Raw genomic sequence first — 23,551 nt, 5'->3', positions numbered from 1 at the left:
TGCCCCTCTTGAGAAGCTTTGAACGATGAGAACAAAGATAAAAAGATCACGCTCATTGAATTTGTGGAGCATTGATGCTGATATTTTCGTTGTAGTTCGAGATTTCAAATGTGCGCGTGGTCTGAGGAGTGTCAGTCGTGGTAGCCTGACCGGTGACTTTTAACTCGTAGAGCAGGGCGTCTGCTTTGCCGGCGCAGATGCTGGTCTTGAGCATGGTTCCGGGAGGGACACCGCCGCCGGTGAGAAATGCGAGATATTTGGCATCCAGCAGGCCATTGACGCGCCAGCAGGGTGTGCCGTTGACAGTATCGGCTGTAGGACCGGTGACGTTCTGAAGTTTGTTTGCCAGCGAGATGATGCCGGTATCGGGATTTGTCAGCGTACTGGCATCCAGCACGCCCTTGACGACGCGCCACTGGCCGGTAATGGGATCAGTGATGTATTGCGTGTCGCCGATACTGATGAGATTGATTGTAACGGCCTGTCCCGAAAGCAATACATTGGCCTGGGCCTTGACTTTATCCGGCATCAGCACGTCGCCCTCGGCGGTGCGAATCTGGATCTGATTGTCGCCCGTTGGGGTGCCCAGATTATAGGTCTTCATTACGACATGGAACGCGGTAACATTGTGAAAGTTTTTCTGTACCATAGCCAGCACCTGCTTAGCGGTCGGCTTCGCGCCGAAATTGCTGGCGGCAATGACGTTATTATGCTGCCAGGGCGGAGTGCAGCCAACCAGCAACAATCCACCTGCCAGGCAGAGCAGGGCGCAAGCGAGTGCGCGACGCATCGAAATACGCGATAAGTTCATTAGAGATGCCTCCGAGATCTAATTAGATAATTTCTGGCTGCTTCGAGATAATTTACCCTTACTGAAACAAATCAACGCAGGCCGGTGAACCTTTGGGGGCATAGAGGCATTGGAGCATACACGATGGTACTTTATGGTACAGGTATTTATATTTTTTCGAGTTTTGCGAAGTCCATGCTGAGGCGTTTTTTGCCGAACTTGCTGCCGAATTGAACTTCGACGAATTCAGTGGCCTCCTGCATTTCGCTTTTGAGGATAATGCCCTCGCCGAATTTGTCGTGTCGCACGCGGTCGCCCGGCTTGAACTGCTGTCCTTTCGGCTTCGCGGGTGGCGTGGTCGATGAGGATGATGACAGTGGCGGTGTTCCATTGCCGCTGCTCTTCTGTGGCGGCAGCGAGGGCGGCACCTTTGAGATGTTGGATGAGGAACGCGGGGTCCATTGCGATGTTTGATTCCTTGCCCCGGTCGATGGTTTGCCGCTACCGAATGTGCGACCGGTTTCACGCGAGGACCACGTATCCTGGTTGTAGTCGTCGTCCCAGTTGTTGTTGCGATTGGCGGCAGCACGCAAACCGCCGGCTTGCTTCGATGTTCCACCACCAGGAGTAGAAACGAGATGAATAGGGATATCGTCGAGGAAGCGCGATGGTTCGGTGATTTGCGTCTCGCCGAAATAGGAGCGGCGATAGGCGCGCACGAGGTAGAGGCGGCGCATGGCACGCGTAAAGCCGACATAGGCCAGGCGGCGCTCTTCTTCCAGTTGTTCGGGCTTATCGACGGAGCGCGCGTGCGGCAGCGAACCTTCGTCCATGCCAACGATGAAGACGATGGGATATTCCAGGCCCTTGGCGGCATGCAGGGTGATCAGGGTGACGGCATCCTTGTTCTCTTCTTTGATAAGCGTGCCATCCTCGCCGGTCTGCGCGGTATCGGCGCCACCCACCAGGGCGACGTTTTCGAGGAAGAGTTCGAGCGCGGTAGCGGTCTCGATCTCAGAATAGTCTTCTGCGACGCGCCGCAATTCCAGGACGTTGCTCCAGCGCTCTTCGCCCTCGGAGGATTCGCGGAGTTCCGGACCATAACCGCTGCGTTCGGCGGTGCGATCCAATAATTCCGGCAGCGTCAGTTCTTCAATGGATTTGGTCAGGTCGGCAAGCAGTTCGGCGAAGGCTTTCAAGGCGGTTTTAGCGGCCTTGCCGAGCGTAGGATGCTCGTCGACGTGCTGCACGGCTTCGTAGAGCGAGATATGCTGGTCGTTGGCCCACTGCTGCAATTCGCCGAGCGTTTTGGGGCCGATTTTGCGGTTGGGGACGTTGATGATGCGCGACATGCTGAGGTCATCATGCGGGTTCGCCAGCAGGCGCAGGTAGGCGAGCATGTCCTTGATTTCTTTGCGCTCGTAGAATTTGCGACTGCCTATCACCTTATAAGGAATGTTGGCGCGCAGGAATTGCTCTTCCAGGGCGCGTGACTGGGCGTTGGTGCGATACATGACGGCGACATCGCCGCGCTTCTCGATCTCGCCGCGAGCGAGCAGGCGAGCGATCTCGCGGGCTACAAAGAGTCCTTCTTCTTCCTCATTGTAGGCCTCGTGCAGGACGACTTTTTCGCCGGTGCCCAGGGCTGTCCACAGGCGTTTGTCCTTGCGCAGGCGATTGCGGCGCACAACGTTCTGGGCGGCGTCGAGGATGGTCTGGGTCGAGCGATAGTTCTGTTCGAGCAGGATGATTTTCGTGCGGGGGAAGTCGCGCTCGAAACGCTGCACGTTCTCGGCGCTGGCGCCGCGCCAGGTATAGATCATCTGGTCGTCGTCGCCCACGACGCAGACATTGCCGATTCCTTCGTGGCGGTCGTCGGTGCCATAGCCGAGCAGGCGAATGAGCTTGTATTGGGGCAGGTTGCAATCCTGGAACTCATCGACGTGAATGTATTGCCACTTCTGCTGGTATTTGCGCAGGACTTCTGGTTCGCGGCGCCACAGCTGTTCGGTGAGCATGAGCAGGTCGTCGAAATCGACGCCGTTATTGGCGCGCAAGAGGCGTTGGTACTGCTTATAGACGCGAGCTGCTACCTCTTCGATATATTTAGAGGCGAGTTCGGCCATCTGATCGGGCACCTGCATATCATTTTTGGCCCGTGAGATGAGGCTTTGCATGGTCGCGGGCCGGTATTGTTTCTCATCCAGGTTCAGATCTTTGATGGCGCGTTTGATGAGCGTATTCTGGTCGTCGGTATCGAAGATGACGAATGAGCGATTGAGGCCAAGGGGAGCCAGGTAGTCGGCTTCGATGCGCAGGACGCGGGCGCAGATGGCATGGAAGGTGCCGATGGTCATTTCTTTGGAGTCGCTGACGCCGACAAGCTTTTCCAGGCGCTCGCGCATTTCGCGGGCGGCCTTGTTGGTAAAGGTGACGGCCAGGATACGCCAGGGCGAGATATGTTCGTGCTGTACCAGGTAGGCAATGCGATGCGTAATGACGCGGGTTTTGCCGCTGCCCGGTCCGGCCAGGATCAGAAGGGGTCCTTCGGTAGTAGTGACTGCCAGTTGCTGCGGCTGATTCAGCCCGGCCAGCAAGTCTGTTTGTTCCAACATGCGCAACTTCCCTAATTATATATGTATGATAGGAGGCGAGGCCCATACAATGGGGACGCCTATAGATGCCAATACTGCATTGTGCCGGCATTGTTTCAACAAGAAATAAGTTCGTGGCTATTGTATCACATGTAGAGGAAAGAGGGATGTTGGGGCACTCTCCCTGACACTTTTTGGTATGGGCAAGCGAGTGCTGTCCTTACTAGAAAAAACGGCAAAACAAGTCAAGACATCTGTAATCCGGTGATTACGAGAAGTTGGGCAGAGATTCTTCGCTTCGCTCAGAATGACATGCCGGGGGCATGTCAGAGGATGGGGACTTCTGGGTAATTACCGGCAAAATCCCCTTGTCATCCCACTGCGAATGGTGTATGATGTAGGAGGTTCGCACTCTCACATTGAGAGTGCTAAATGATACTCGTGGAAATTGACCCCGCAAAAATAAAAACATAGGGAGGATTTGGCGTATGGCAACAAATGATATCAGGATTCATCCAATGGCCGACCGCGTGGTCGTCAAGGCGCTGTCGGGTGAGACCATGACCAAAGGCGGCATCGTGCTGCCGGATACGGCGAAGGAGAAGCCCCAGGAGGGCGAAATCCTGGCGGTTGGTCCGGGCAAGGTGCTGGATAACGGCAAACGAGTCACCCCGGAGGTGAAGGTTGGGCAGCGAGTGCTGTTTGCGAAGTATGCCGGGACGGAAGTCAAGATGGATGGCGAGGAGTATTTGATCCTGCGCGAGAGCGACATTATGGGTATTGTTGAGTAAAAAAGGAATTTGTAGGAGAAGAGTTCGTGGTAAAGCAATTACAATTTGATGAACAGGCTCGCCGCTCCCTGAAAAAGGGGATGGACGTGCTGGCCGATGCGGTGAAGGTGACCCTGGGGCCGAAAGGTCGCAATGTGGTACTGGATAAGAAATATGGCGCGCCGACGATTACGAATGACGGCGTGACCATCGCGCGTGATATCGATCTGCCCGATCCGTTCGAGAATATGGGCGCGCAGTTGCTGAAGGAAGTCGCAACCAAGACCAACGACGTGGCCGGTGATGGCACGACGACCGCGACCGTGCTGGCGCAGGCGATTATTACCGAGGGCCTGAAGAACCTGGCGGCGGGCGCGAATCCGATGATCCTGCGGCGGGGCATCGAGAAGGGCGTCGAGGCTGTGATCGAGGAGATCAAGTCGATGAGCAAGCCGGTCGAGACGCAGGAACAGATGGCGCAGGTCGCCTCTATCTCGGCGGCTGACCCTGAAATCGGCGAGCTGATTGCCGAGGTGATGGATAAGGTCGGCAAAGATGGTGTGATTACCGTCGAAGAGGGCCGCGGGCTGAGCATGGAAAAAGAGTATACCGAGGGCATGCAGTTTGATCGCGGCTATATCTCGCCCTACATGGCGACGAATATGGATCGCATGGAGGCGGAGCTTTCCAATCCGTTCATCCTGATTACGGATAAGAAGATCAGCGCGATTGCCGATATCCTGCCCGTGCTGGAGCGCGTTTTGCAGACCGGGCGCAAGGAGATGGTCATTATCGCCGAGGATGTGGATGGCGAGGCGCTGGCGACGCTGGTAGTGAACAAGGTGCGCGGCACGTTTAATGTGCTGGCAGTGAAGGCTCCTGGCTTTGGTGATCGCCGCGAGGCGATGCTGGAGGATATCGCGGTGCTGACCGGTGGCCGGGTGATTACCGAGAAGGCCGGTCTGAAGCTGGAGAATGCGACGCTGCGCGACCTGGGCACGGCGCGCACGGTGCTTGCCAACAAGGATACGACCACCATCGTCGAGGGCGCTGGAAAGCCGGAAGCGATCCAGGCGCGTGTGAAGCAGATTCGCGCTCAGATTCAGGAGACGACGAGCGACTATGATCGCGAGAAGCTGCAGGAGCGGCTGGCGAAGCTGGCCGGTGGCGTTGGTGTGATTAAGGTCGGGGCCGCGACGGAGGTAGAACTGAAGGAAAAGAAGCATCGCGTTGAGGATGCGCTTTCGGCGACGCGCGCGGCTGTTGAAGAGGGTATTGTGGCCGGTGGTGGTTCCGTGCTGGTGCATGCCATTCCGGCGCTTGGCAAGGTGCAGGTTGCTGCCGGTGACGAGCAGACGGGCGTAAATATCCTGCGCCGCGCCCTGGAGGAGCCGCTGCGCCAGATCGCGCTCAATGCCGGGCGCGATGGAGCGGTAGTGGCTGCCGAGGTGAGCAGAAGCCCACGCGGGCATGGTTTCGACGCGTTGAAGGGCGAGTACGTGGATATGTTCGAGGCGGGCATTATTGACCCTGTCAAGGTGACGCGCTCGGCGCTGCAGAATGCGGCCAGTATCGCGGCTATGTTCCTGACGACGGATGCGCTTGTTACCGATGTGCCGGAGGAAGAGCCTGCGCCTGCTATGCCCGGTGGCATGGGCGGCATGGGCGGCATGATGTAGTAATGAGTTGATAGTGATGGAAATGCGAGCAGGCCACCCCAGCCGGGGTGGCCTGTTTGCATTTCGCATCACTATCAACTCATTTTATTCTTCGGCGGTAGCGCCTACAACGAATGCGTCGACGACGCTGAGTTTGCCACGCCAGTAGGGGAGTTTGATTTTCTGGCCGCCGCTCATGATGGTGACGTCGCGCATGTGGATGTAGCGATAGAGGATGGGCAGCCCTTCGGGGCCGATCTCCTGATCCTGCGGTGGGATGAGGGCGCTGTAGTAATCGCGCAGTGCATCGGCGGTTTCAGGTTCGTTTTCGCGATGCAGTTCCTCATTGAGATCGATATAGAATTGAGCATAGCGCTGCGTGCTGACCATGAGACCAAAGATGAGCATGCCCTGCATCTGTAGCATCATCTCGATTTCAAGGTCTTGTTGCTCTACTACGCGTACCCACATTTGCAGGGCGTAATCTTGCTCGCCATACTCTTTAAACCAGAGATTACGGAGTTCGGTACGGCTGGGCAAACGTAGGGCCTGTTCTGCTTTAGGGTTGCTGCGTACCGATTGCATGACGGGGTCTGACTTATCGAAGTTAACGGTGTCTTCCTCTTCCGCATGTGAAGTATGCTGGTCTGATGTTGTAGTGTTGTTACCGGTATTTATTGCTTCGCCTTTGCTATTTTCAACCTCGCTATTCATTCGCGCTCCTTACTATTTGTTATGTCAGGTCTCTATTCCTTTATATCATCTGGGGTAACTCGGCCTGGGGCCGATGATGGTTTTTACCAACGTCTTCTGGCAAGGGACGAGATTCTTCGCTTCGCTCAGAATGACATGACCGGGGCCTCGCGGATTGCTCAACATCACCTCAAAGATAGAGCATATCTTTGAATTACTACCCGTTATTTTGTGGAGAGGGTTTGCACCCGTTTCCCTGACAGGGAGGGACATAATAGTTGCCCTGGATAGTTGGCATGGTGCCATCGATAAACCAGTCGGTGATGGTCGGTTCGCCTGGGCGCGGCAGCAGGCCGGTCAAAGCGGAGACCGTTCCCAAATGGACATCGGGCGGTCGCACAAAATCATCGGGCGGATAATTATAGTAATGCGATACATATTCTATCACATCGTGCCAGATGGGGCCGGCGCCGGTAATACCGATGACGTTATTCATGATAGTGTTATCGCTGTTGCCGGCCCACACGCCGACGGCGACATGAGGGGTATAGCCCATAGTCCAGTTATCACGGAAACTATCGGTGGTGCCGGTTTTGGCGGCGGCGGGGCGATCCGCGAGTTCGAGCGGATTACCCGGGCTAAATTCGTGGTAGCGCGACGTTTTGTCCGACAGGATGCTGTTCATGAGGAACGCGACTTCGGAGCTCATGGCGCGCACGCCGCCGGGGTGCGAGGGATTGAACGTATAGAGTGGATGGCCCATGCTGTCGGTTATTTCGAGTACGGATGTTTGCGGAACTCTTACGCCCTGGTTGGCGAAGGTGGCATAAGCGCCGGTGAGGTGGAGCAAGGAGACTTCGACGGTGCCGATGGCCATGGATGGGCCGAGGGTTTTGGGGTCGCGGGCGGCAACTTCCGTCAGGCCAAGGCGGGCGGCCATGTTCAGGACGTTGGGAATGCCGGCGTATTCGATGGCGTCGATGGCAGGAATGTTGATGGAGTTTGCCAGCGCGTTACGAATGGTCATGGGGAAGCCGTTGAGGAAGACATCACCATAGTTATTGGGGGTGTAATACTTGTCCGGGTTGGTAGAGACCAGGACGGGATAGATGGTCTTGTGATTTTGCAGGATGGTAGCGGGATACCAGCCCATTTCGAAGGCGGTGGCATAGACGATGGGTTTGAAGGATGAACCGGGCTGCCTGGCGGCAGTGGCGGCGTTAAACTGGCCATGCACTTCAGGCCGGTTATCATTGATATTAGCGCTTCCATCCATGGCCAGAATTTCGCCATTCGACGGGTCCTCTACGACGACCGCGGCATTATTGACGTTATTCTGCACATTGAGCGGGCCATAGCAGCCCAGGTAGTTATCACATTGTACCTGGTAGAGGTGGCTGTAGACAATTTGCTCGACCTTTTTCTCCAGATTGAGGTCGATGGTGGTGTAGATGTTGTAGCCCCCGTCGAGCAAGTTTTCCGCGCCTATCAGTGGGACGAGCACCTGGTTGATAACGTAGTCCACGAAATGGGGGGCGTTCTTGGTATCAACAAATGGTTTGAAATTATACTTTGCCATTTCCTCGTGCGCCTGGTTTGCCTGGGCGGGAGTAATCATATTGAGATCGACCATGGATTGCAAGACGGTGAGCTGGCGGGCCAGCGCGGCCTGTTTGTTCGTGGTGGGGTCGTAGTAGGAAGGACTCTGCGGCAGGCCAGCCAGCATAGAGGCCTGCGCCAGGTCGAGCTGCGCGGCGGCGGGGATACAATGCGTGCGCGTACATTTTGGTTTGAGATTGAAGAAGCCCTCGGCTGCGGCCTCGATGCCGTAGTTCAACGAACCATAGTAGACGGTGTTGAGGTACATCTCCATGATTTTCCACTTGGGATATTGCTGCGTGAGGCCATAGGCCAGCACAGCTTCCTGGGCTTTTACCTGGAAGGTGCGCGGGTCGGTGGGAAAGAGCTGATTCTTGATCAGCTCCTGGGTGATCGTGCTACCGCCCTCAACGATGGCATGGCTTTGCAGGTCGGCAATGGCGGCGCGTAGGGTGCCTTGCAGGTCAACGCCGGGGTTGTCCCAGAAGGTGTGATCCTCAATGGCGACGGTGGCGTTGATAACGAGCGGCGAAATATCATTATAGTTGACGTAGGTACGACGGCCATATTTGGGATCATAGAGATCATAGAGTAATTTACCATTGCGATCATAGATATGCGTGGTCTGGAAGAGCGAGTGGGTGGCAATGCCGTTGAGCAAGGGCAACTGTGAGCGATAATAGGCATATGCAGCGCCGACTCCACTTGAGAGCAAGGAGAACAATACCACAGCAAGCACAAAGAAGGTGATCATGAGCCGTGGAGCAGTGGTATCGGCACGCGCGGAACGCTGCATGCGACGTTTGATGATAATAACGCGATTCAGGCGGGCGCGGCGTCTTGAGAGGGTTGGTAGCGGACCCGAATTAGTCGTGACGGTTTTTACAGGCGCTAGCGCTTTGCCGCCGGTAGCAGCAATGCCATCCCCTCTGGTGCCGTTGCTGGCATGCACCGGAACCAGGCTTGTGTTTTCATCTTTGTGAAGATTTTCGTCGTGTTGCTTATTATCTTGCTGATCCATCGCTATATCTTTCTCCATCCGAAAACAGAAAAATAGAATAATCCAGGGGTGTGTCGTAGCCGCCAGGACGCCACAAGTAAGGACACCCACAAGCCACCAGGGTATGCTCCTTTGATAATGTGCCAGGGCGACCACAAAGGTACACCTCTACCCTGCACGAACTCATTCCCCTGGTGAGACATTATGTTATGAGATAATTGCGCCGGCTAGAAGATTCCACGTCCTTTGCCAGACGGTACATTTTCCCCCACCTACCTACAGTCTTTGGGTACCGCATTTTTCCTTCTTTTAGAGTATAACGCATTGAGGACGCTGCTCGTTTCATGCAGCGTCCAAAGACGTACTATTGTATATCAAGGTGCAAAGAGACCTCTGATCTCTACAGGAGGCTGTCTTTACAACCCTGGCTATGGCATCTCGTAGTGATGTATAGTAGGTGATAGAGGAATGATGCCCATAAGAGAAGCAGAGGCCGTAGATGAGCCAGCAAGAGTTCGATCCACAACAGCAGGCGCAGAAACAGGATGTTGCGCAAGATGAGGTCTATTACCCGCGCGCTCCTTATTCCTGGTCTGGTAAATTAGAGCAGGAGGCCGCGCCCCGAGATGAGCCGCCATCAGTTTATGGCGAGTCGCGGGGGCGCGATCAATCTGGTCTCTACGCTGCAGCCCAACCCGGCGAGCAGGAACAGGCGTATTCCGGTGACGATACCCATACGTATCAACGTGGATATGGGCCTTATAGTTCTTACAATTATCAGGGCAGTACTGGGGCAGCAGGACAGGCACCAGGCACTGGCCCTACAGGAGGGTGGGGGCAGAGCGTTCCGCCAGGAGGATGGGGACAAAGTATTCCGCCAGGAGATCAAGGACAGCGCGTACCACCTGGCGGATGGGGGCAGAGCGTTCCGCCGTGGGCGCGACCACAGCAGCACAGGCGCTCGCCTTTGCGGTTCGGATTTATTCTGCTTGTTCTGGTGATTGTGGCTTTGGTACAGGGGCTGATCACACATGGCGGAATGTTGATGGGCGCTGGCGGAGATATTCTCGGGGCTGCGATTGGCCTGATCCTGTTTGTTTTGATCGTGCCACTCATCATTCTGGTCATATTCTCAGGTCTGTTGAGGCGAATGTTCAGGTCTGCTGGCTCAAACAATCCTGCCCGGCGGCAGCACTGGCGCGGTCGCAGCTGGCCCAATGGACCTTACTGGTGGTAGAGAATTTTCCAGCAAGGACAGGCACCAGGCGCTGTCCCTACAGGTAATAGAGGTTCTATGCATGATGAGACAGATTTGACGGATGTACGCGAGTTGCGTAATCTGCTATATGCGCATGATATGCGCCCGAACAAATCGTTCGGGCAAAATTTTTTAGTTGACCGCGCAGTGCTACAGCGGATTGTGGAGGCGGCGAAGATTGCCCCGGATGATACGGTGCTGGAAGTTGGCGCGGGCACAGGCGTTTTGACACGGGAGTTGGCGAAGCGAGCCAGGCGCGTGGTGGCAGTAGAGTTAGAGCGGAATATGCTGGAGTTACTGGCAGAGACGACGCGAAATTTCCCTAATGTTGAACTGGTGGCGCGCAATCTGCTCTATCTCGATCCGGCAATTGTATTCGGTCAGGAGCCGTATAAGCTGGTGGCGAATTTGCCGTATTATATTACGGCGCCAACCTTTCGCCATTTTCTGGAAAGCGCCAATCCACCGCGTTTGATTGTGGTCATGGTGCAGTACGAGGTTGCGCAACGCATTGTGGCCGCACCTGGCGATCTGAGCCTGCTGGCGATCAGCGTGCAATTCTATGGAAAGCCGAAAATTATTGCGCACGTTCCGGCTCGCGCGTTTTATCCCGCGCCCAAGGTCGATTCGGCGATCTTACGCGTAGAGGTGAATGAGGGGGAGGATGCGCCGCACAAGGCAATTACGCGGGAGGAGCGGGATACATTTTTCCGTGTAGTGCAGGCAGGCTTTTCTGAGAAGCGCAAGCAGTTGCACAACGCGCTGGCACATGGGCTGCATTGTAAAGATGAAAAGGTAAGGGCATTATTGATGACGGCAGGCATCGATGCGAGCCGCCGGGCCGAAACGTTGAGCATCGAGGAGTGGTTACGTCTAGCAAAAGCATACGAAAACTGTGCTATCATATCATAAGGATAGATGAAGCTGATTTGATCGATAGCGTGGAATTATACGAAGCGAAAATAACGGATGACATCGCAAGAACTTTTTTGTGAGAATTGCGGGGCGGCGAACCCATCAACGGCGAAATTTTGCCAGCATTGCGCGACGCTGTTGCCATTCACGCATACAACAGGCTCTCTGCCGGAGCAGACGCTGCTGGCCGGTCGCTACCAGCTATTGAATAGAATAGGGCAGGGCGGCATGGGAGCCGTTTATAAGGCGGCCGATACGAGGTTCAATAATCGTCCGGTGGCGATCAAGGAGATGAGCAGCGCCGGATTGCCACCCGCGCGCCTGCAAGAGGCGAAAGAGGCGTTTGACCGCGAAGCGCACCTGCTCGCGGACCTGATACATCCAAACCTGCCGCGCATTTATGACAACTTCACGGAAAACGACCGCTCGTACCTGGTGATGGATTTTATTGAGGGCCAGACGCTGGAGGAGTACCTGGAGAGCATTGGAGGCGGCCCTTTACCGGTAGACCAGGTGATCAAATGGGCGGAGCAGCTGTGCGATGTGTTGAGCTACCTGCATAATCACCAGCCGCCGATTGTGTTTCGCGACCTGAAGCCTGCAAATGTGATGATCAGCGATAGCGGGCACCTCTTTCTGATCGATTTTGGCATTGCGCGTATTTTCAAGCCGGGCAAGCAGCACGATACGGTGGCGCTCGGCTCGCCAGGATACGCGGCTCCCGAACAATATGGTAAGGCGCAGAGCACGCCGCGTTCGGATATCTATAGCCTGGGAGCCTTATTGCACCACCTGCTGACGGGTATTGATCCAAGCGAGCAGCCTTTTTTCTTCCGGCCAGTTTCGCAGGTGAATCCCGATGTCGATCCACGCTTCGATGTATTGCTGCAACAGATGCTGGAGATGGACGCCGACAAGCGACCGGCCAGCGCGCAGGATGTGGTGGCGCGACTGGAAGAGATCAACAATTCGGTGCGCACGACCGGCGTACACGCGGCAGTGACGACGGACCCGCTGGAAGAGGCACATACACTCTATACGCAGAAGCGCCTGGACGAGGCGCTGGCGGTGTATACAAAAGCATTGCAGACGCAGACGACGAGTTCGGTGGGCTGGCAGGGATACGGGTTGACGCAAGGAATGCGGGGGCACCACCAACTGGCGTTGGAGGCGTTTGAACGGGCATTGCAGTTGAATCCGACACTGGTCACTTCCTGGAATGGCAAGGGGACGGCTCTGAGTACGCTGCACCGGCACAGCGAGGCGCTGCAAGCTTTTGAAAGGGCGCTGCAACTCGATCCGGGCAACGCCGCGGCCTACAATGGCAAGGGAGCGGCGTTGAGCGCGTTGGGACGGCACGAAGCGGCATTGCAGGCGTTTGAGCAGGCGCTGCGCATCGATCCAGAACTGGCGCAGGCCTGGAATAACAAGGGCCTGGTGCTGAATACGCTGAAGCGCTATCGCGAGGCGCTGGATGCCTTTAACAAGGCGCTGACCTATGGGCCGCTGATCGCGACATCATGGAGCGGCAAGGGAAACGCGCTGCACGAACTGGGGCAACTGCAGGCGGCGCTGAAGGCATACGAGCAGGCGTGCAGTTGCAATCCGTCGCTAGTGCCAGCCTGGAACGGCAAGGGGACTGTGCTTTACGATATGCGGCGCTTCGCTGAGGCCCAGGAGGCGTTTGACGAGGCGCTGAAGCTGGACAGCCATTACGCTCCGGCGTATTTTGGCAAGGGGCAGGTTTTGTATGCGCAGCGCAAATTGAAGCAGGCGCTGGGGATGTTCGATAGGGCGCTGCACGAAGATGCGAAATTCGCGGAGGCATGGAACCGGCGTGGCAATGTGCTGGATGAATTGGGGGAATACTCGCGGGCGCTGGAATCATACGATAGGGCACTGCAACTGGATGGGCGGCACGCGGCGGCGTGGAGCGGCAAAGGGGGCGTATTGCGGCAATTGGGTCGCTACCAGGAAGCGTTGCGGGCATATGACGTGGCGCTGAAGATCGATCCCAATTTCGCGTTTGCCTGGAATGGGCGCGGAAATACGCTCTATAACCTGGGCGATTATGTGCAGGCGCTGCGAGCCTACGAGCGCGCGCTACAATTAAATTCGCGGCTGACAACGGCCTGGCACAATAAGGCGCTGGTGCTGAACCGGTTGGGATACTATGAGGAGGGATTGAAGGCGGCGGATGAGGCAATCCACCTGCGCCCGGACGATCCCGATAACTGGCTGCGTAAGGCGGAGGCGTTAAAAGGGCTGCGGCGGCGGCAGGAGGCGCGCTCTGCTGAAGACCAGGCCAATCGCTTGCGGGCCGCGGCAGGGGTACCGTAATATTATGCCGGGGCGACCTGAAAATGGCTGGCGAAATCTGCCAGTTGAGAGATCGGCAGCGGACTGGTGATCTGGCAATAAAAACCATCTTGAAACCAGTTCAGAATGTTTCTGCCGGACGTATCCTGATCGAGCCATCCTTTGATTGAGCCGATAGAGACGAGATGCAGGCCATCGAAAGCCGAGGGTGATTGTGGCGGCATACCGGGGTCTTCATATAAAAAGACATCCTGTCCGGCAACGACATAGTGCGCGAAATACTTGTACAGGACGTTGTTCGTTTGCATGATGAAAGGCGCAGCAACCTCTACGACCCCAGGCAGATTTTCCGGCGGCAGGAGAAGCTTGATCTTGCTATGAGGGATCGGCGTGACGTGAGATTGCGGTGTGGGGAGACGGGTCGGGCTGGCGATGTAGGCGGGTAGGCTAACGCCGGTAGTTGGAGTGCCCGTCGCTACGATTCTTCCTGGTTCGTTGACGCCGATAGCTCCTCTATTCCAGTCCCTGGCAAAGTTGATCTCCAGCAGTACGCCTGGCCCTAGCAATACAAACATGAAGATGGCTGCGGCTACGACCAGGTTGCGATACCAGCGGCGCCTGCGCACTTTTTGCGCGAGCGCGGCTTTGAGCTGGACTTTCAAACGTTGCTTTTGCGCTCTATCGGAGGCATGCAGTTCGCGCAGCGGGGCAAGTGCGTCGCTCAACTGCGCGGCGAGGCGCAACAATGCCTGTTCTTCATCTTCCTCGCGATCAGTAGCGGCGGCTGGCGCTTCAACGGGATAGCGTTGCCCGTCGATGGCAATGGCATCCAGGGCATCCATCCAGGACAGCTCGGCGTCATCGAAGTTGTGATTGGCGAAATCGTCCTCAGCATGCTTCATAAATTGTGCCCTCCTTCCCTATTGAGGGCTTCTCGCAGGCGAGCAAGCGCCCTGTGAAGGAGCGAACTGACGGTGCCTTCGGGTATATGCAAGACACGCGCGATTTCACGGTTTTGCAGGCATGCGACGAACTTCAGGCCAATTACCTCGCGCTCACGTTCCGAGAGGTGATTGAGGTGAGTAAGTAGCAGCATGCGCTCCTCGCGTGCAACGATGACTTCCTCCGGTGAACGCTCGCAAGGATGATTTGCGCCAATGAGCGTGTCCAGAGAGAGATCGAACTGGTGTTTCCGGAAATAATCGGAGACACAATTACGGGCGATACGAAAGAGCCAGGCACCGGCAGCGCCTGGAGCTTGCAGGTCGGACAGGTGGATCAAGGCGCGCTCGAAGACGAGCGATACCAGTTCCTCCGCGACATCCATCGTACCGGTGCGAAAACGCAAATAGGCCAGGACGCGAGGATAATACTGCGCGTACAGATCGTCAAAGGAGAGCTTTTTCGTCCCTGAGCCTGCAGCCAGCTTTTCTGGACGGGTAGCGGCAGGCGCTTCAGGGGCATGCTCAACCTTTTTCGGCACGGGCCAGATAGAGAGGCCTGTACCTGTAAGCGGTGTTCCCAGGTCGCTACCGATATCCATAAACTACTCCGCCCTGGTTATTTGCTCAGTGTATAAGACGCAAAGAGTCGAAATGTATTGCATAGAAGAAAGTGAAAGTCAGCTCCGCTACGAGCAGGGAGCGGGATTTCCCCTACTAGAAATACGCTGAAAGCGGGGCAAGTCTCACAGGGTGCAGGGTGTGAGGGGTGGCGAGAGAGAATAAACGGGGCAGATGAGGGTGGTATCCGCCCCGCATGTATAGTATACATCATTACTTATCGACGCAAGAATTCGCCGAAGTTTTTGAGACATCTGAAGAGGATTGATGCCATAATATGAAGAGTACTCTTTTAGAGACGAAAGGCTTTCGTTCAACAAACGACAGGGGAAACTAGCATATGCGTGCTGATCGATTGCTTTCCATCCTGTTACTCTTGCAGGTGCATCGTCGTATGACGGCGCGCGAACTGGCGAGACGGCTGGAGGTTTCGGAGCGCACCATCCATCGCGATATGGAGGCCTTGAGCGCGGCAGGTGTTCCCGTGCTGGCCGAACGAGGTACAGGTGGTGGTTGGAAATTGATGGAGGGCTATTCGACGAATCTGACGGGACTGAGCGAGGCGGAAATTCAGGCGCTCTTTATCGCCGGGCCCGCGCGCCTGCTAGCCGATCTTGGGCTGCGCCAGGCATCGGAGGCGGCCCTGATCAAGCTGCTTGCCGCGCTGCCTTCGTTTTCGCGTTCCAATGCTCAATATGTGCGCAATCGTATTCATATCGATGCGACACGCTGGAGCAGTCAGGAGGACGCCATCCCTTATCTACCAACGCTACAGGATGCCATCTGGCAGGAACGCAGGCTCTCTATGACCTACCACCGCAGCGATGATACATGTGTTGAGCGACTTGTTGATCCGCTAGGGCTGGTGGCCAAGGGAAGCGTGTGGTATCTTGTGGCGGCGGTAGAAGGCGAGCCGCGCACGTATAGAGTTTCGCGCGTGCAAGACGCCAGGATTACGGATGAGCCATTTGTGCGTCCAGCCGATTTTGACCTGGCGGCCTATTGGGAGCAATCGGCCAGCGACTTCAAAGCCAACCTGCCGCGCTATCCTGCCACGCTGCGTGTTGACCCTGCTATCCTGGCATATATGCGCACTGTGGGCAGATACGCACGCATCATCAGCACTGAACCGCCGGACGCTGACGGGTGGGTACAGGTTGCGATGCTATTTGAGGGCGAGCATAATGCCTGCGAGTACGTTTTGAGCTTTGGCGCGCAGGTGATTGTAATAGAGCCACAGGAATTACGCGAGAAGGTACTTGAGGCGGCCAGGAGCATTGTTGCTCTTTATCAAAGCCAAGGTTCATTTCAAGCCCAAGCGGGAGACGGGGAAAAGGACTTGACCCTGGCGCATCCGCGCACGATAAGTATACCCTCAGACCCGAAAAGGTCAGGTGCAAATGCAATAAACAAAAGGAAAGAGGACTGCTAATGGATAGCAAAGTTGATAATTATAGCGACTATGCCACCGAGTATGCTGATATGGTCAAAGCGCGCGAGGCAAAGGGGATTGAACAAGAGCCGATCATGCCTCTCTTCTTGCAGGTATTGGACGATGTTTCCGACCTGGTCACGTTGGATGCCGGATGTGGCGAGGGCTATCTCTCGCGTATTCTTGCCAGGCGTGGCGCAAAGGTTACAGGCATCGATATCTCCGCGCGGCTGATCGAGATTGCACGCGCGAAAGACCCGCAAGACGCTATTACTTACCAGGTTGCAGACCTCAGCCTGCCGCTGCCTGCTTATGAAAACCATTTCGACCTGGTCGTGAGCCACCTGGTTCTCAATGATGTCTTTGACTACCAGGGGTTTCTCAGAACCTTGGGATCGGTCACAAAAAGTGGGGGACACCTGGTATTTTCAATGAATAATCCCTACTCTTTCGTCGTGCGCAGCCATATTAGCGATTACTTCGAGTCCGGCAAGAAGTGCGCGTACCGTGGTATGGCGGAAGAAGGTGTCAAAGTCTATTTTTATCATCGCACGCTGCAAGAATATATAGATGCCTGCCTGTTGGCGGGGTTTCAACTGCAACGTCTGGTCGATGTGCCTACGCATGAAGGATTCTTCAAACGGCGCAGTGATACGCTCATTCCCGCCGGCTATCATTTCCCTTTCTTCATGATTCTCAGCTTTGTGAAGGCCTGAGCAGAGTCAGCTACCTCTCCAGGGCGAACGAATGATCATCCTGGAGAGGCACGAGATATGCTATACTGAAATTCACGAGGATTCAATCCATCTGATCCTTTCACGGGGAATACAAAACTATCCAGCTACCAAGGAGCTATCTTTTGTCATGACCAGTTACGAACACATTCCCGCTCTTCCTTCGTTAGACGACATGTTGCAACCGCTTTTACTGCTAGAGGAAGGGGAACACGAGTTTTCGGGCGAGGAAGAGGGCCTTACGGAGCTACGCGAGCTGTTCTTTCCGGTAACCAGGCACTGCACCTATTTGAATCACGCGGCCAACGGGCCGCTGCCGAGACCGACGGCGCGAACGCTGCACGATTACGTCGATGATACTTCGTTGTATGGCAACATCAACTTCGAGCGCTGGTCCGCATATGAAGCCGGGTCCCATCGCCGCCTGGCAAATTTGATTCATGCTCGTCCCGACCAGATTGCTCTGACCTATAGCACAGGCGACGGCTTTATGACCATAGCGCAGGGACTGCGCTGGCAGGATGGCGACATCATCCTCAGCGCCGAGGGCGAATTTCCCAGCAATGTCTATCCCTGGCTGAATCTAGAAGAATTGGGCGTCCATTACATTCAGGTACCGGCGCGCAACCACCGCATCGTGGTCGAGGATATCGTGGCGAATATCACGGAGCGCACGCGGCTGGTAACGTTGAGCCTCGTGGAGTTTTCGAGCGGCTTTCGTAATGATGTCGCAGCTATTGCTCGTCATTGCCACGAACGGGGCGTGCTGTGTGGCATCGATGCGATGCAGGCGCTGGGGGCGATTGATATCGACGTGCAGGCGCTGGATGTCGACTACCTGTCCGGCGCCTCGCATAAATGGCTGCTTGGCCCGCAGATATGCGGCATTCTTTATATTTCGGACAAGCTGCTGCCGCAGTTGCGCACGCCGCGCCGGGGATGGTTGAGTGTGGAGACACCTTTTGATTTCTTCAATCATCAACAGCCATTGAGAACCGGAGCAGGGCGTTTCGAGCATAGCTCATCCAACCGCCTGCCCATCATCGGTATGGATGCCTCTCTGGGCGTTTTCGAGTCACTCGAAGGCGGTATGCAGGCGGTAGAAGCACGCATTCTAGGATTGACGGGCTATGTCATTGCCGGATTAGAGCGGCTGGGTTATCCGGTCGTTTCGCCGCAGGGAGCAGGCGAACGTTCGGGCATTGTATGCTTCAAACCACACCCTGACCGGCAGGATATGAGCGTGCAATCCATCGTGGATGAGCTGGCGGCGCGCTCGATCTATGGCGCGGCCCGTAGCGATGTCGTGCGCATTTCGCCGCATTTTTATAATACTCCCGAAGAGCTTGATAGGCTGCTTAACGCGCTTGAGGAGATGAAGCGAGGCTCGAATAATTAAAAAACCGGGTAAGGTTATTTCAAATGGGTGTTATGGCAAACACCCATTTTTGATGTAAATTCACACGGATTTTGTTACATAACACACATCAATTTCCTCTAAAAAACGGTATACTCGATACAAGGCCCAGGGGGGTAAGTAGGGGGCCATGGCAAAGGAAATGCTCATCCTGGTTGGGCATATCCTTGCATTTGATTTCTCCTTCCTCAAAGGCGAGGAATCAGAAGCCAATATTGCAGACTCAGGCACCTTTGTCTTCCGCGCCCATTTTTGATCTTAGATGGCAAACAAAAAGAGAAGAGAAGGAGACAGACATGGAAATTCAAATTGTTCTTCGTTGTCCGGGTCCTGGTCGGTTTACTGAAATTCTAGCTGATGAACCTGAAAGTACTGAGCTTGCGATAGAAGACTGCGTAAGCCAGGCATTATTGCAATTTTTCGAGACGGTGATTGTGGACCGAGTACATGTCAATGCCCTACCGATAGAGCAGAAGTACGAGACGCTGCCTTTCAGCGCGTGATCTCCTGAGACTTAGAAGGAAAAGCCTGGCGACCCTTTGGATTGCCAGGCTTTCTCTTTCACATGTGCTGTATACTATGGACAATACACTATTGAGGTAGATCAGGAGCATATTCATATGACAGAGGTCAACACCCCCGTCGACCCATTCCCGGAGCGTTCCAGGCCCAGTCGCCCGCTCAGTATGGGTGCGGGAGCCGTTGTCGTTTCCGAAGGACGGGTTCTGCTGGTGCGCAATATTTACGGGGTTACACGGGGACGCTATCTGCTTCCGGCGGGGCGCGTTCATGTGGGCGAACTGCCAGACCAGGCGGCTATACGCGAAACGTTCGAGGAAACGGGCCTGCGGGTGGAGATCGAGGGCTTGATAGGCCTGCGCATCTGGGTGATGGACGATGGCGAGCACAACTATTTTTTCATGTTCCGCGCGAAGCTGCTCTCGCCGGTCAGCGACCTTTGCCCGAACCTTGATGAAATCGACGATGCGCGTTTTTTTACACGCGAAGAGATGCAGGCGCTCTCCGTTGACGAAACATGGTCCGGCGCCGTCGCCATTGCCCTGAAAGCATTGGAGCCAGGTGCAAGCATCTGGCCCAATTACGCCGATCTTTCGGATACGTCGGGTGTGGATACACCTGATCGATGGCGCATATGGATGTGATAGGCCGAGTATGAATTTTCATAACGTATTCCGGCGAAGGACGAAGGGCCGATGAATCGGCGATGTGTACGATCAATCGGCCCCTACGGCTTCGCCGCATGGGGTGCCACGGCTTTATTAACCGCCGGCTGGGCCGCCCTCTAATCCTGGTTTTGTCATACTGGCGGGATCGAGGATGCGGTCGAGTTCCTCTTCGGAAAGGTTGGTTTTCTCGCGTGCCACCTCGCGCACCGTTTTGCCGGTCTTGTATGCCTCTTTGGAGATGTCGGCGGCGGTATCATAGCCGATGACCGGAGCCAGGGCGGTACAGATTGCCAGACCACGTTCGACCATCTCCGGTCCTTTTGTCGTAGCCTTGATGCCCTTGATGCATTGCTCGGTAAAGTTGCGCGCCGACGCCGCCAGCAGGTTGATGGATTGCAGCAGGTTGTAGGCCGTGACGGGCATCATGACGTTGATCTCGAAGTTGCCGGATTGACCGGCGACGGTGATGGTGGTGTGGTTGCCGATGACCTGCGCGCAGACCATGCAGACCGATTCGGCGATCACGGGGTTGACTTTGCCGGGCATAATCGAACTTCCCGGCTGCACGGCAGGCAACTCGATTTCGCCAATACCGGCGCGCGGGCCGGAGCCGAGCCAGCGAATATCGTTGGCAATCTTCATCAGACTCACCGCCAGCGTGTTGAGTGAGCCGCTGGCCTCGACGATATTATCGAGCGTACTCTGCGCCTGGAAATGATTGCTGGTCTCATGCACGTCTACGCTGTTCATTTCAGAAAGACGTTTGCACACGCGAGCGGCGAATTCTGGATGTGTATTGACGCCCGTGCCAACGGCGGTGCCACCGAGGGCGACCTCAGATAGCTCACTGGCGGCATGGCGCAGGCGAGCGATGCCGCGCTCGACCTGGCCGGCATAGCCCAGAAATTCCTGACCGAGGCGAATGGGTGTGGCATCCTGCAGGTGCGTCCGGCCTGTTTTGACAATGGGCATGAACTCGTCAGCCTTCTGCGCCAGCGCCTGTCGCAATCCCTGCAAGGCGGGTATCAGGTCATGCTCGATGCTGACCAGCGCCGAGAGGTGGATGGCAGTGGGAATGACATCGTTCGACGACTGCCCAAAGTTGACATGGTCGTTGGGGTGGACTTTGCGCGAGCCACGCGAGCCGCCTAATAGCTCGCTGGCGCGATTGGCAATCACCTCGTTGGCATTCATATTGGTAGAGGTGCCGGAGCCGGTCTGAAAAATATCCAGCACGAAGTGGCTATCGAGTTTGCCATCTATGACTTCTTGCGCGGCCCTTACAATGGCCTCAGCAATCTGTGGATCAACGGTTCCCAATTCCTCGTTCACCTGCGCCGCGGCCTGCTTGATCTGTCCCAGGGCGCGAATAAACGGGCGCGGGAAACGCAGGTCGCTGATGGGGAAGTTGAGGACGGCACGCCGCGTGCTGGCACCATAATAGGCATCCGCCGGAACCTGCATTTCTCCCATAGAGTCCCGCTCGACGCGGGTTTCTTGTGTGGTACTCACTGTTCAGTCTCCTCGTTGAGTGTGGTTTTACGCACCCATTATACCACGCGGGAATTCCATGACTCGCTCTGGCGTTACTCGGACGACCCGAGATTTATGCATATGCGTAACCTATAACTGCCGGTAAAGTATATTGCAACTCTCTGCTTGCTCAAGCGTAGCTGGTATTGCCATTAAAAATGGGATATCCAGGTGGCGCAGGCAATATTACTGCGTTTGTGGGAAAAGGCAGATCGCGGCCGTTGAGTGAGAGGAACAAGCCCATATTCAGATTCGGCCTGTTCCTCTATTAAAAATAACGTTCACCACCAAAAACCTGAAGCATCCTCTCGCCATGTCATTCTGAGCGAAGCGAAGAATCTCGGTAGATCGGGACGCAGATTCTTCGCTTCGCTCAGAATGACTCGTCCGGCTGAATGACTCGTCCGGCCCGGTTTTTTTATCTCTCACCATAAACTCTTCTTTCTCACTCAAGCGCACGAATGCGGTAAGAAGAATGAGCAAGCAATCTAATTGGTAGAAACCTGTCCTGTCAGGTATAATTCCTTAATGATGAGAGTTCTCGTTAACGGAAAGGTTCGCGTATGTTACTCGAGGTGGACGTTTGTAAAATGCTCGTGAGTGGCGATCAGTGGGCAGAGTGGAAAGGCTACCAGTTGCCGATTTGCGAAGATTACGTGTGTATCTGGACACCGGCAGGCACGAAAAAACACTGGAAACCCAACTTCTGGAAGCCCGATTTCTTTCATGCCGAAAGGCACTCGCTCAGCTACTTCTGGCCCGGCGCCTGGTATACTATCCATATCAGTTACGACAAACAGGGAAACTTCAACGACGGCTATTGTGATGTCGTGCTGCCGACACCCGACTATACCTGTGAATCGCGCGAACTTATCTACACCGATCTATACATCGATGTCGTTATCCGCAAAGATGGCAGCGTGTTTACCAAGGATCACGAGGTGTTTGAGCGCGCCGCCAGGCGCTATCCAATCGTCGAAGAGTCGCGCAAGCAGGCGTTCGAGACCCTGTACTGGCTGGAAGAACACGCGAAACATTGGACAGGTCCTTTTGCCATTATGCCACACGATTTACCGCGTACCGATTTTGAAGCGTTAAGCCCGGAAGAGATTCGCGCCGTCATACAGGCGGCCCAGCAAGCAAATACACAACCAGGAACATGATAGCAGAAGCATTGCGACGGCAACTCGCCGAATACGGCATCACCACCGGCGACGAAATCGCGCTGCGAGAGGCATTGGAAGCACACGTTCAGACCTACACCCTCATCAAACTGGCTCCCTGGCCCGCGCGGCGCTGGAAATGCCACTACCGTCTCTTGATCGGAGAGAAGATTTTTGACGCTCAAAGCCCGGCTGAAGCTTACGCGCTGGGATTGCTTGCTGCCTTGAGACATACATGATGCCTCCAAAAACCTTAGAAAAAATCAGGGACTGTCTCCATTTTACCCCTTCGTGCGTTAATATAGAATAGAAGCCATACGCTGGTTTCTCTCGCGGCGGGACCCTCTCAGGGGAAAGATCTGGGGAACCTGCCGGGGCATCGAACGTTTGAAAACAGAAGGGATTATGACTATGCAGCGCACTATGTGCAAGGGCAAGATTCATCGTGCAACCGTCACGCAGGCCAACCTGAACTATGTTGGTAGCATCACTATCGACCAGGATTTGCTGGATGCCGCCGATATCTATCCATATGAGAAGGTACAGGTGGTCAACGTCAACAACGGGGCGCGGCTGGAAACTTACACTATTGCAGGCGCTCGCGGCTCCGGGGTCATCTGCCTCAACGGAGCTGCTGCTCGGCTTACGGCCGAGGGCGATCTTGTCATTATCATGAGTTATGGGCAATTCGATGAACAGGAGATTCGCTCGCTGGAGCCACGCCTCGTGTTTGTCGACACCGATAACCGGATCGTTGAAACGAAACGTGTGCCACTGATTGAAATGCTGCCAGAGCCATCTGAGCCAGCAATAGAGGTTGCGGAAGCTCTCTTCTAGCGACCCGCAGTAATTCTTTCATTCAGCCGGACGGTTGAATGAATTACTGCATCCCTTCTGTCTACCAAACGTTTGTAAGATTACTCTCCC

The 23,551-nt window shown here is 55.3% G+C and carries 21 protein-coding genes; 14 read left to right on the top strand and 7 right to left on the bottom strand.

Annotation, left to right across the window (positions count from 1 at the left end; genetic code table 11):
• Nucleotides 1–52 precede the first annotated feature (52 nt).
• Complete coding sequence (locus VFA09_00765; GenBank protein ID HZU65782.1) at nt 53–811, bottom strand: LppX_LprAFG lipoprotein; 759 nt, start codon at nt 809–811, stop codon at nt 53–55.
• Nucleotides 812–957: 146 nt separating this feature from the next.
• Nucleotides 958–3,405 carry a UvrD-helicase domain-containing protein gene (locus VFA09_00760; protein HZU65781.1) on the bottom strand — a complete coding sequence of 816 codons (2,448 nt, stop codon included), beginning with the start codon at nt 3,403–3,405 and terminating at the stop codon, nt 958–960.
• A gap of 467 nt (nt 3,406–3,872) precedes the next feature.
• On the opposite strand from VFA09_00760, the gene groES reads away from it, so the two are divergent.
• Both groES and groL read left to right on the top strand, forming a co-directional pair.
• Nucleotides 3,873–4,175, top strand: coding sequence for a co-chaperone GroES (gene groES, locus VFA09_00755; GenBank protein HZU65780.1), 303 nt, complete (start codon nt 3,873–3,875; stop codon nt 4,173–4,175).
• A 26-nt stretch (nt 4,176–4,201) separates the two neighbouring features.
• Nucleotides 4,202–5,833 carry a chaperonin GroEL gene (groL, locus tag VFA09_00750; protein HZU65779.1) on the top strand — a complete coding sequence of 544 codons (1,632 nt, stop codon included), beginning with the start codon at nt 4,202–4,204 and terminating at the stop codon, nt 5,831–5,833.
• Between the two features lie 84 nt (nt 5,834–5,917).
• Here groL and VFA09_00745 read toward each other — a convergent pair whose 3' ends face one another.
• On the bottom strand, nt 5,918–6,526 hold the full coding sequence (locus tag VFA09_00745; GenBank protein HZU65778.1) for a hypothetical protein: 609 nt from the start codon (nt 6,524–6,526) through the stop codon (nt 5,918–5,920).
• A 196-nt stretch (nt 6,527–6,722) separates the two neighbouring features.
• Complete coding sequence (locus VFA09_00740) at nt 6,723–9,125, bottom strand: transglycosylase domain-containing protein (protein HZU65777.1); 2,403 nt, start codon at nt 9,123–9,125, stop codon at nt 6,723–6,725.
• Between the two features lie 478 nt (nt 9,126–9,603).
• On the opposite strand from VFA09_00740, the gene VFA09_00735 reads away from it, so the two are divergent.
• From VFA09_00735 to VFA09_00725, 3 genes are read left to right on the top strand one after another with little or no spacing between them, the layout of a single operon-like run.
• A complete protein-coding gene (locus VFA09_00735) occupies nt 9,604–10,341 on the top strand; it encodes a hypothetical protein (protein HZU65776.1) in 738 nt (245 codons plus the stop codon).
• 57 nt (nt 10,342–10,398) lie between these two features.
• Complete coding sequence (gene rsmA, locus VFA09_00730) at nt 10,399–11,274, top strand: 16S rRNA (adenine(1518)-N(6)/adenine(1519)-N(6))-dimethyltransferase RsmA (protein HZU65775.1); 876 nt, start codon at nt 10,399–10,401, stop codon at nt 11,272–11,274.
• 57 nt (nt 11,275–11,331) lie between these two features.
• Nucleotides 11,332–13,617, top strand: a complete 2,286-nt coding sequence (locus VFA09_00725) for a tetratricopeptide repeat protein (GenBank protein ID HZU65774.1) — start codon at nt 11,332–11,334, stop codon at nt 13,615–13,617.
• Between the two features lie 2 nt (nt 13,618–13,619).
• Here the strand turns inward: VFA09_00725 and VFA09_00720 are convergent, their stop codons facing one another.
• Entirely contained in the window at nt 13,620–14,498 is an 879-nt protein-coding gene (locus VFA09_00720) for a hypothetical protein (GenBank protein HZU65773.1), read from the bottom strand.
• Nucleotides 14,495–15,139 (bottom strand): sigma-70 family RNA polymerase sigma factor, encoded by a 645-nt coding sequence (locus tag VFA09_00715; GenBank protein HZU65772.1) that lies wholly within the window; start codon nt 15,137–15,139, stop codon nt 14,495–14,497. Before VFA09_00715 ends, VFA09_00720 begins: the two co-directional genes overlap by 4 nt.
• Nucleotides 15,140–15,498: 359 nt before the next feature.
• On the opposite strand from VFA09_00715, the gene VFA09_00710 reads away from it, so the two are divergent.
• The 6 genes from VFA09_00710 (at nt 15,499) to VFA09_00685 (ending at nt 19,904) form a co-directional block, all read left to right on the top strand.
• On the top strand, nt 15,499–16,590 hold the full coding sequence (locus VFA09_00710; GenBank protein ID HZU65771.1) for a YafY family protein: 1,092 nt from the start codon (nt 15,499–15,501) through the stop codon (nt 16,588–16,590).
• Nucleotides 16,590–17,306 carry a class I SAM-dependent methyltransferase gene (locus tag VFA09_00705; protein ID HZU65770.1) on the top strand — a complete coding sequence of 239 codons (717 nt, stop codon included), beginning with the start codon at nt 16,590–16,592 and terminating at the stop codon, nt 17,304–17,306. Before VFA09_00710 ends, VFA09_00705 begins: the two co-directional genes overlap by 1 nt.
• A 148-nt stretch (nt 17,307–17,454) precedes the next feature.
• Entirely contained in the window at nt 17,455–18,723 is a 1,269-nt protein-coding gene (locus VFA09_00700; GenBank protein ID HZU65769.1) for an aminotransferase class V-fold PLP-dependent enzyme, read from the top strand.
• 148 nt (nt 18,724–18,871) lie between these two features.
• Complete coding sequence (locus VFA09_00695; protein HZU65768.1) at nt 18,872–18,997, top strand: hypothetical protein; 126 nt, start codon at nt 18,872–18,874, stop codon at nt 18,995–18,997.
• 40 nt (nt 18,998–19,037) lie between these two features.
• Nucleotides 19,038–19,244, top strand: a complete 207-nt coding sequence (locus tag VFA09_00690) for a hypothetical protein (GenBank protein ID HZU65767.1) — start codon at nt 19,038–19,040, stop codon at nt 19,242–19,244.
• 117 nt (nt 19,245–19,361) lie between these two features.
• Complete coding sequence (locus VFA09_00685; GenBank protein HZU65766.1) at nt 19,362–19,904, top strand: NUDIX hydrolase; 543 nt, start codon at nt 19,362–19,364, stop codon at nt 19,902–19,904.
• Nucleotides 19,905–20,021: 117 nt separating this feature from the next.
• Here VFA09_00685 and VFA09_00680 read toward each other — a convergent pair whose 3' ends face one another.
• A complete protein-coding gene (locus tag VFA09_00680) occupies nt 20,022–21,440 on the bottom strand; it encodes a class II fumarate hydratase (GenBank protein ID HZU65765.1) in 1,419 nt (472 codons plus the stop codon).
• 584 nt (nt 21,441–22,024) lie between these two features.
• Between VFA09_00680 and VFA09_00675 the strand changes: the two genes are divergently transcribed.
• The 3 genes from VFA09_00675 (at nt 22,025) to panD (ending at nt 23,461) form a co-directional block, all read left to right on the top strand.
• Complete coding sequence (locus VFA09_00675) at nt 22,025–22,624, top strand: DUF402 domain-containing protein (protein ID HZU65764.1); 600 nt, start codon at nt 22,025–22,027, stop codon at nt 22,622–22,624.
• Nucleotides 22,621–22,863 (top strand): hypothetical protein, encoded by a 243-nt coding sequence (locus VFA09_00670; GenBank protein ID HZU65763.1) that lies wholly within the window; start codon nt 22,621–22,623, stop codon nt 22,861–22,863. The genes VFA09_00675 and VFA09_00670 overlap by 4 nt, the downstream gene beginning before the upstream one ends.
• Nucleotides 22,864–23,035: 172 nt before the next feature.
• Nucleotides 23,036–23,461, top strand: a complete 426-nt coding sequence (gene panD, locus VFA09_00665; protein HZU65762.1) for an aspartate 1-decarboxylase — start codon at nt 23,036–23,038, stop codon at nt 23,459–23,461.
• Nucleotides 23,462–23,551 lie beyond the last annotated feature (90 nt).

It is taken from the genome of Ktedonobacteraceae bacterium, assembly GCA_035653615.1.
Classification (GTDB): Bacteria; Chloroflexota; Ktedonobacteria; order Ktedonobacterales; family Ktedonobacteraceae; genus DASRBN01.
Note: the sequence above shows the minus strand (reverse complement) of the source record. Positions and strands in the feature narration are given on the sequence as shown.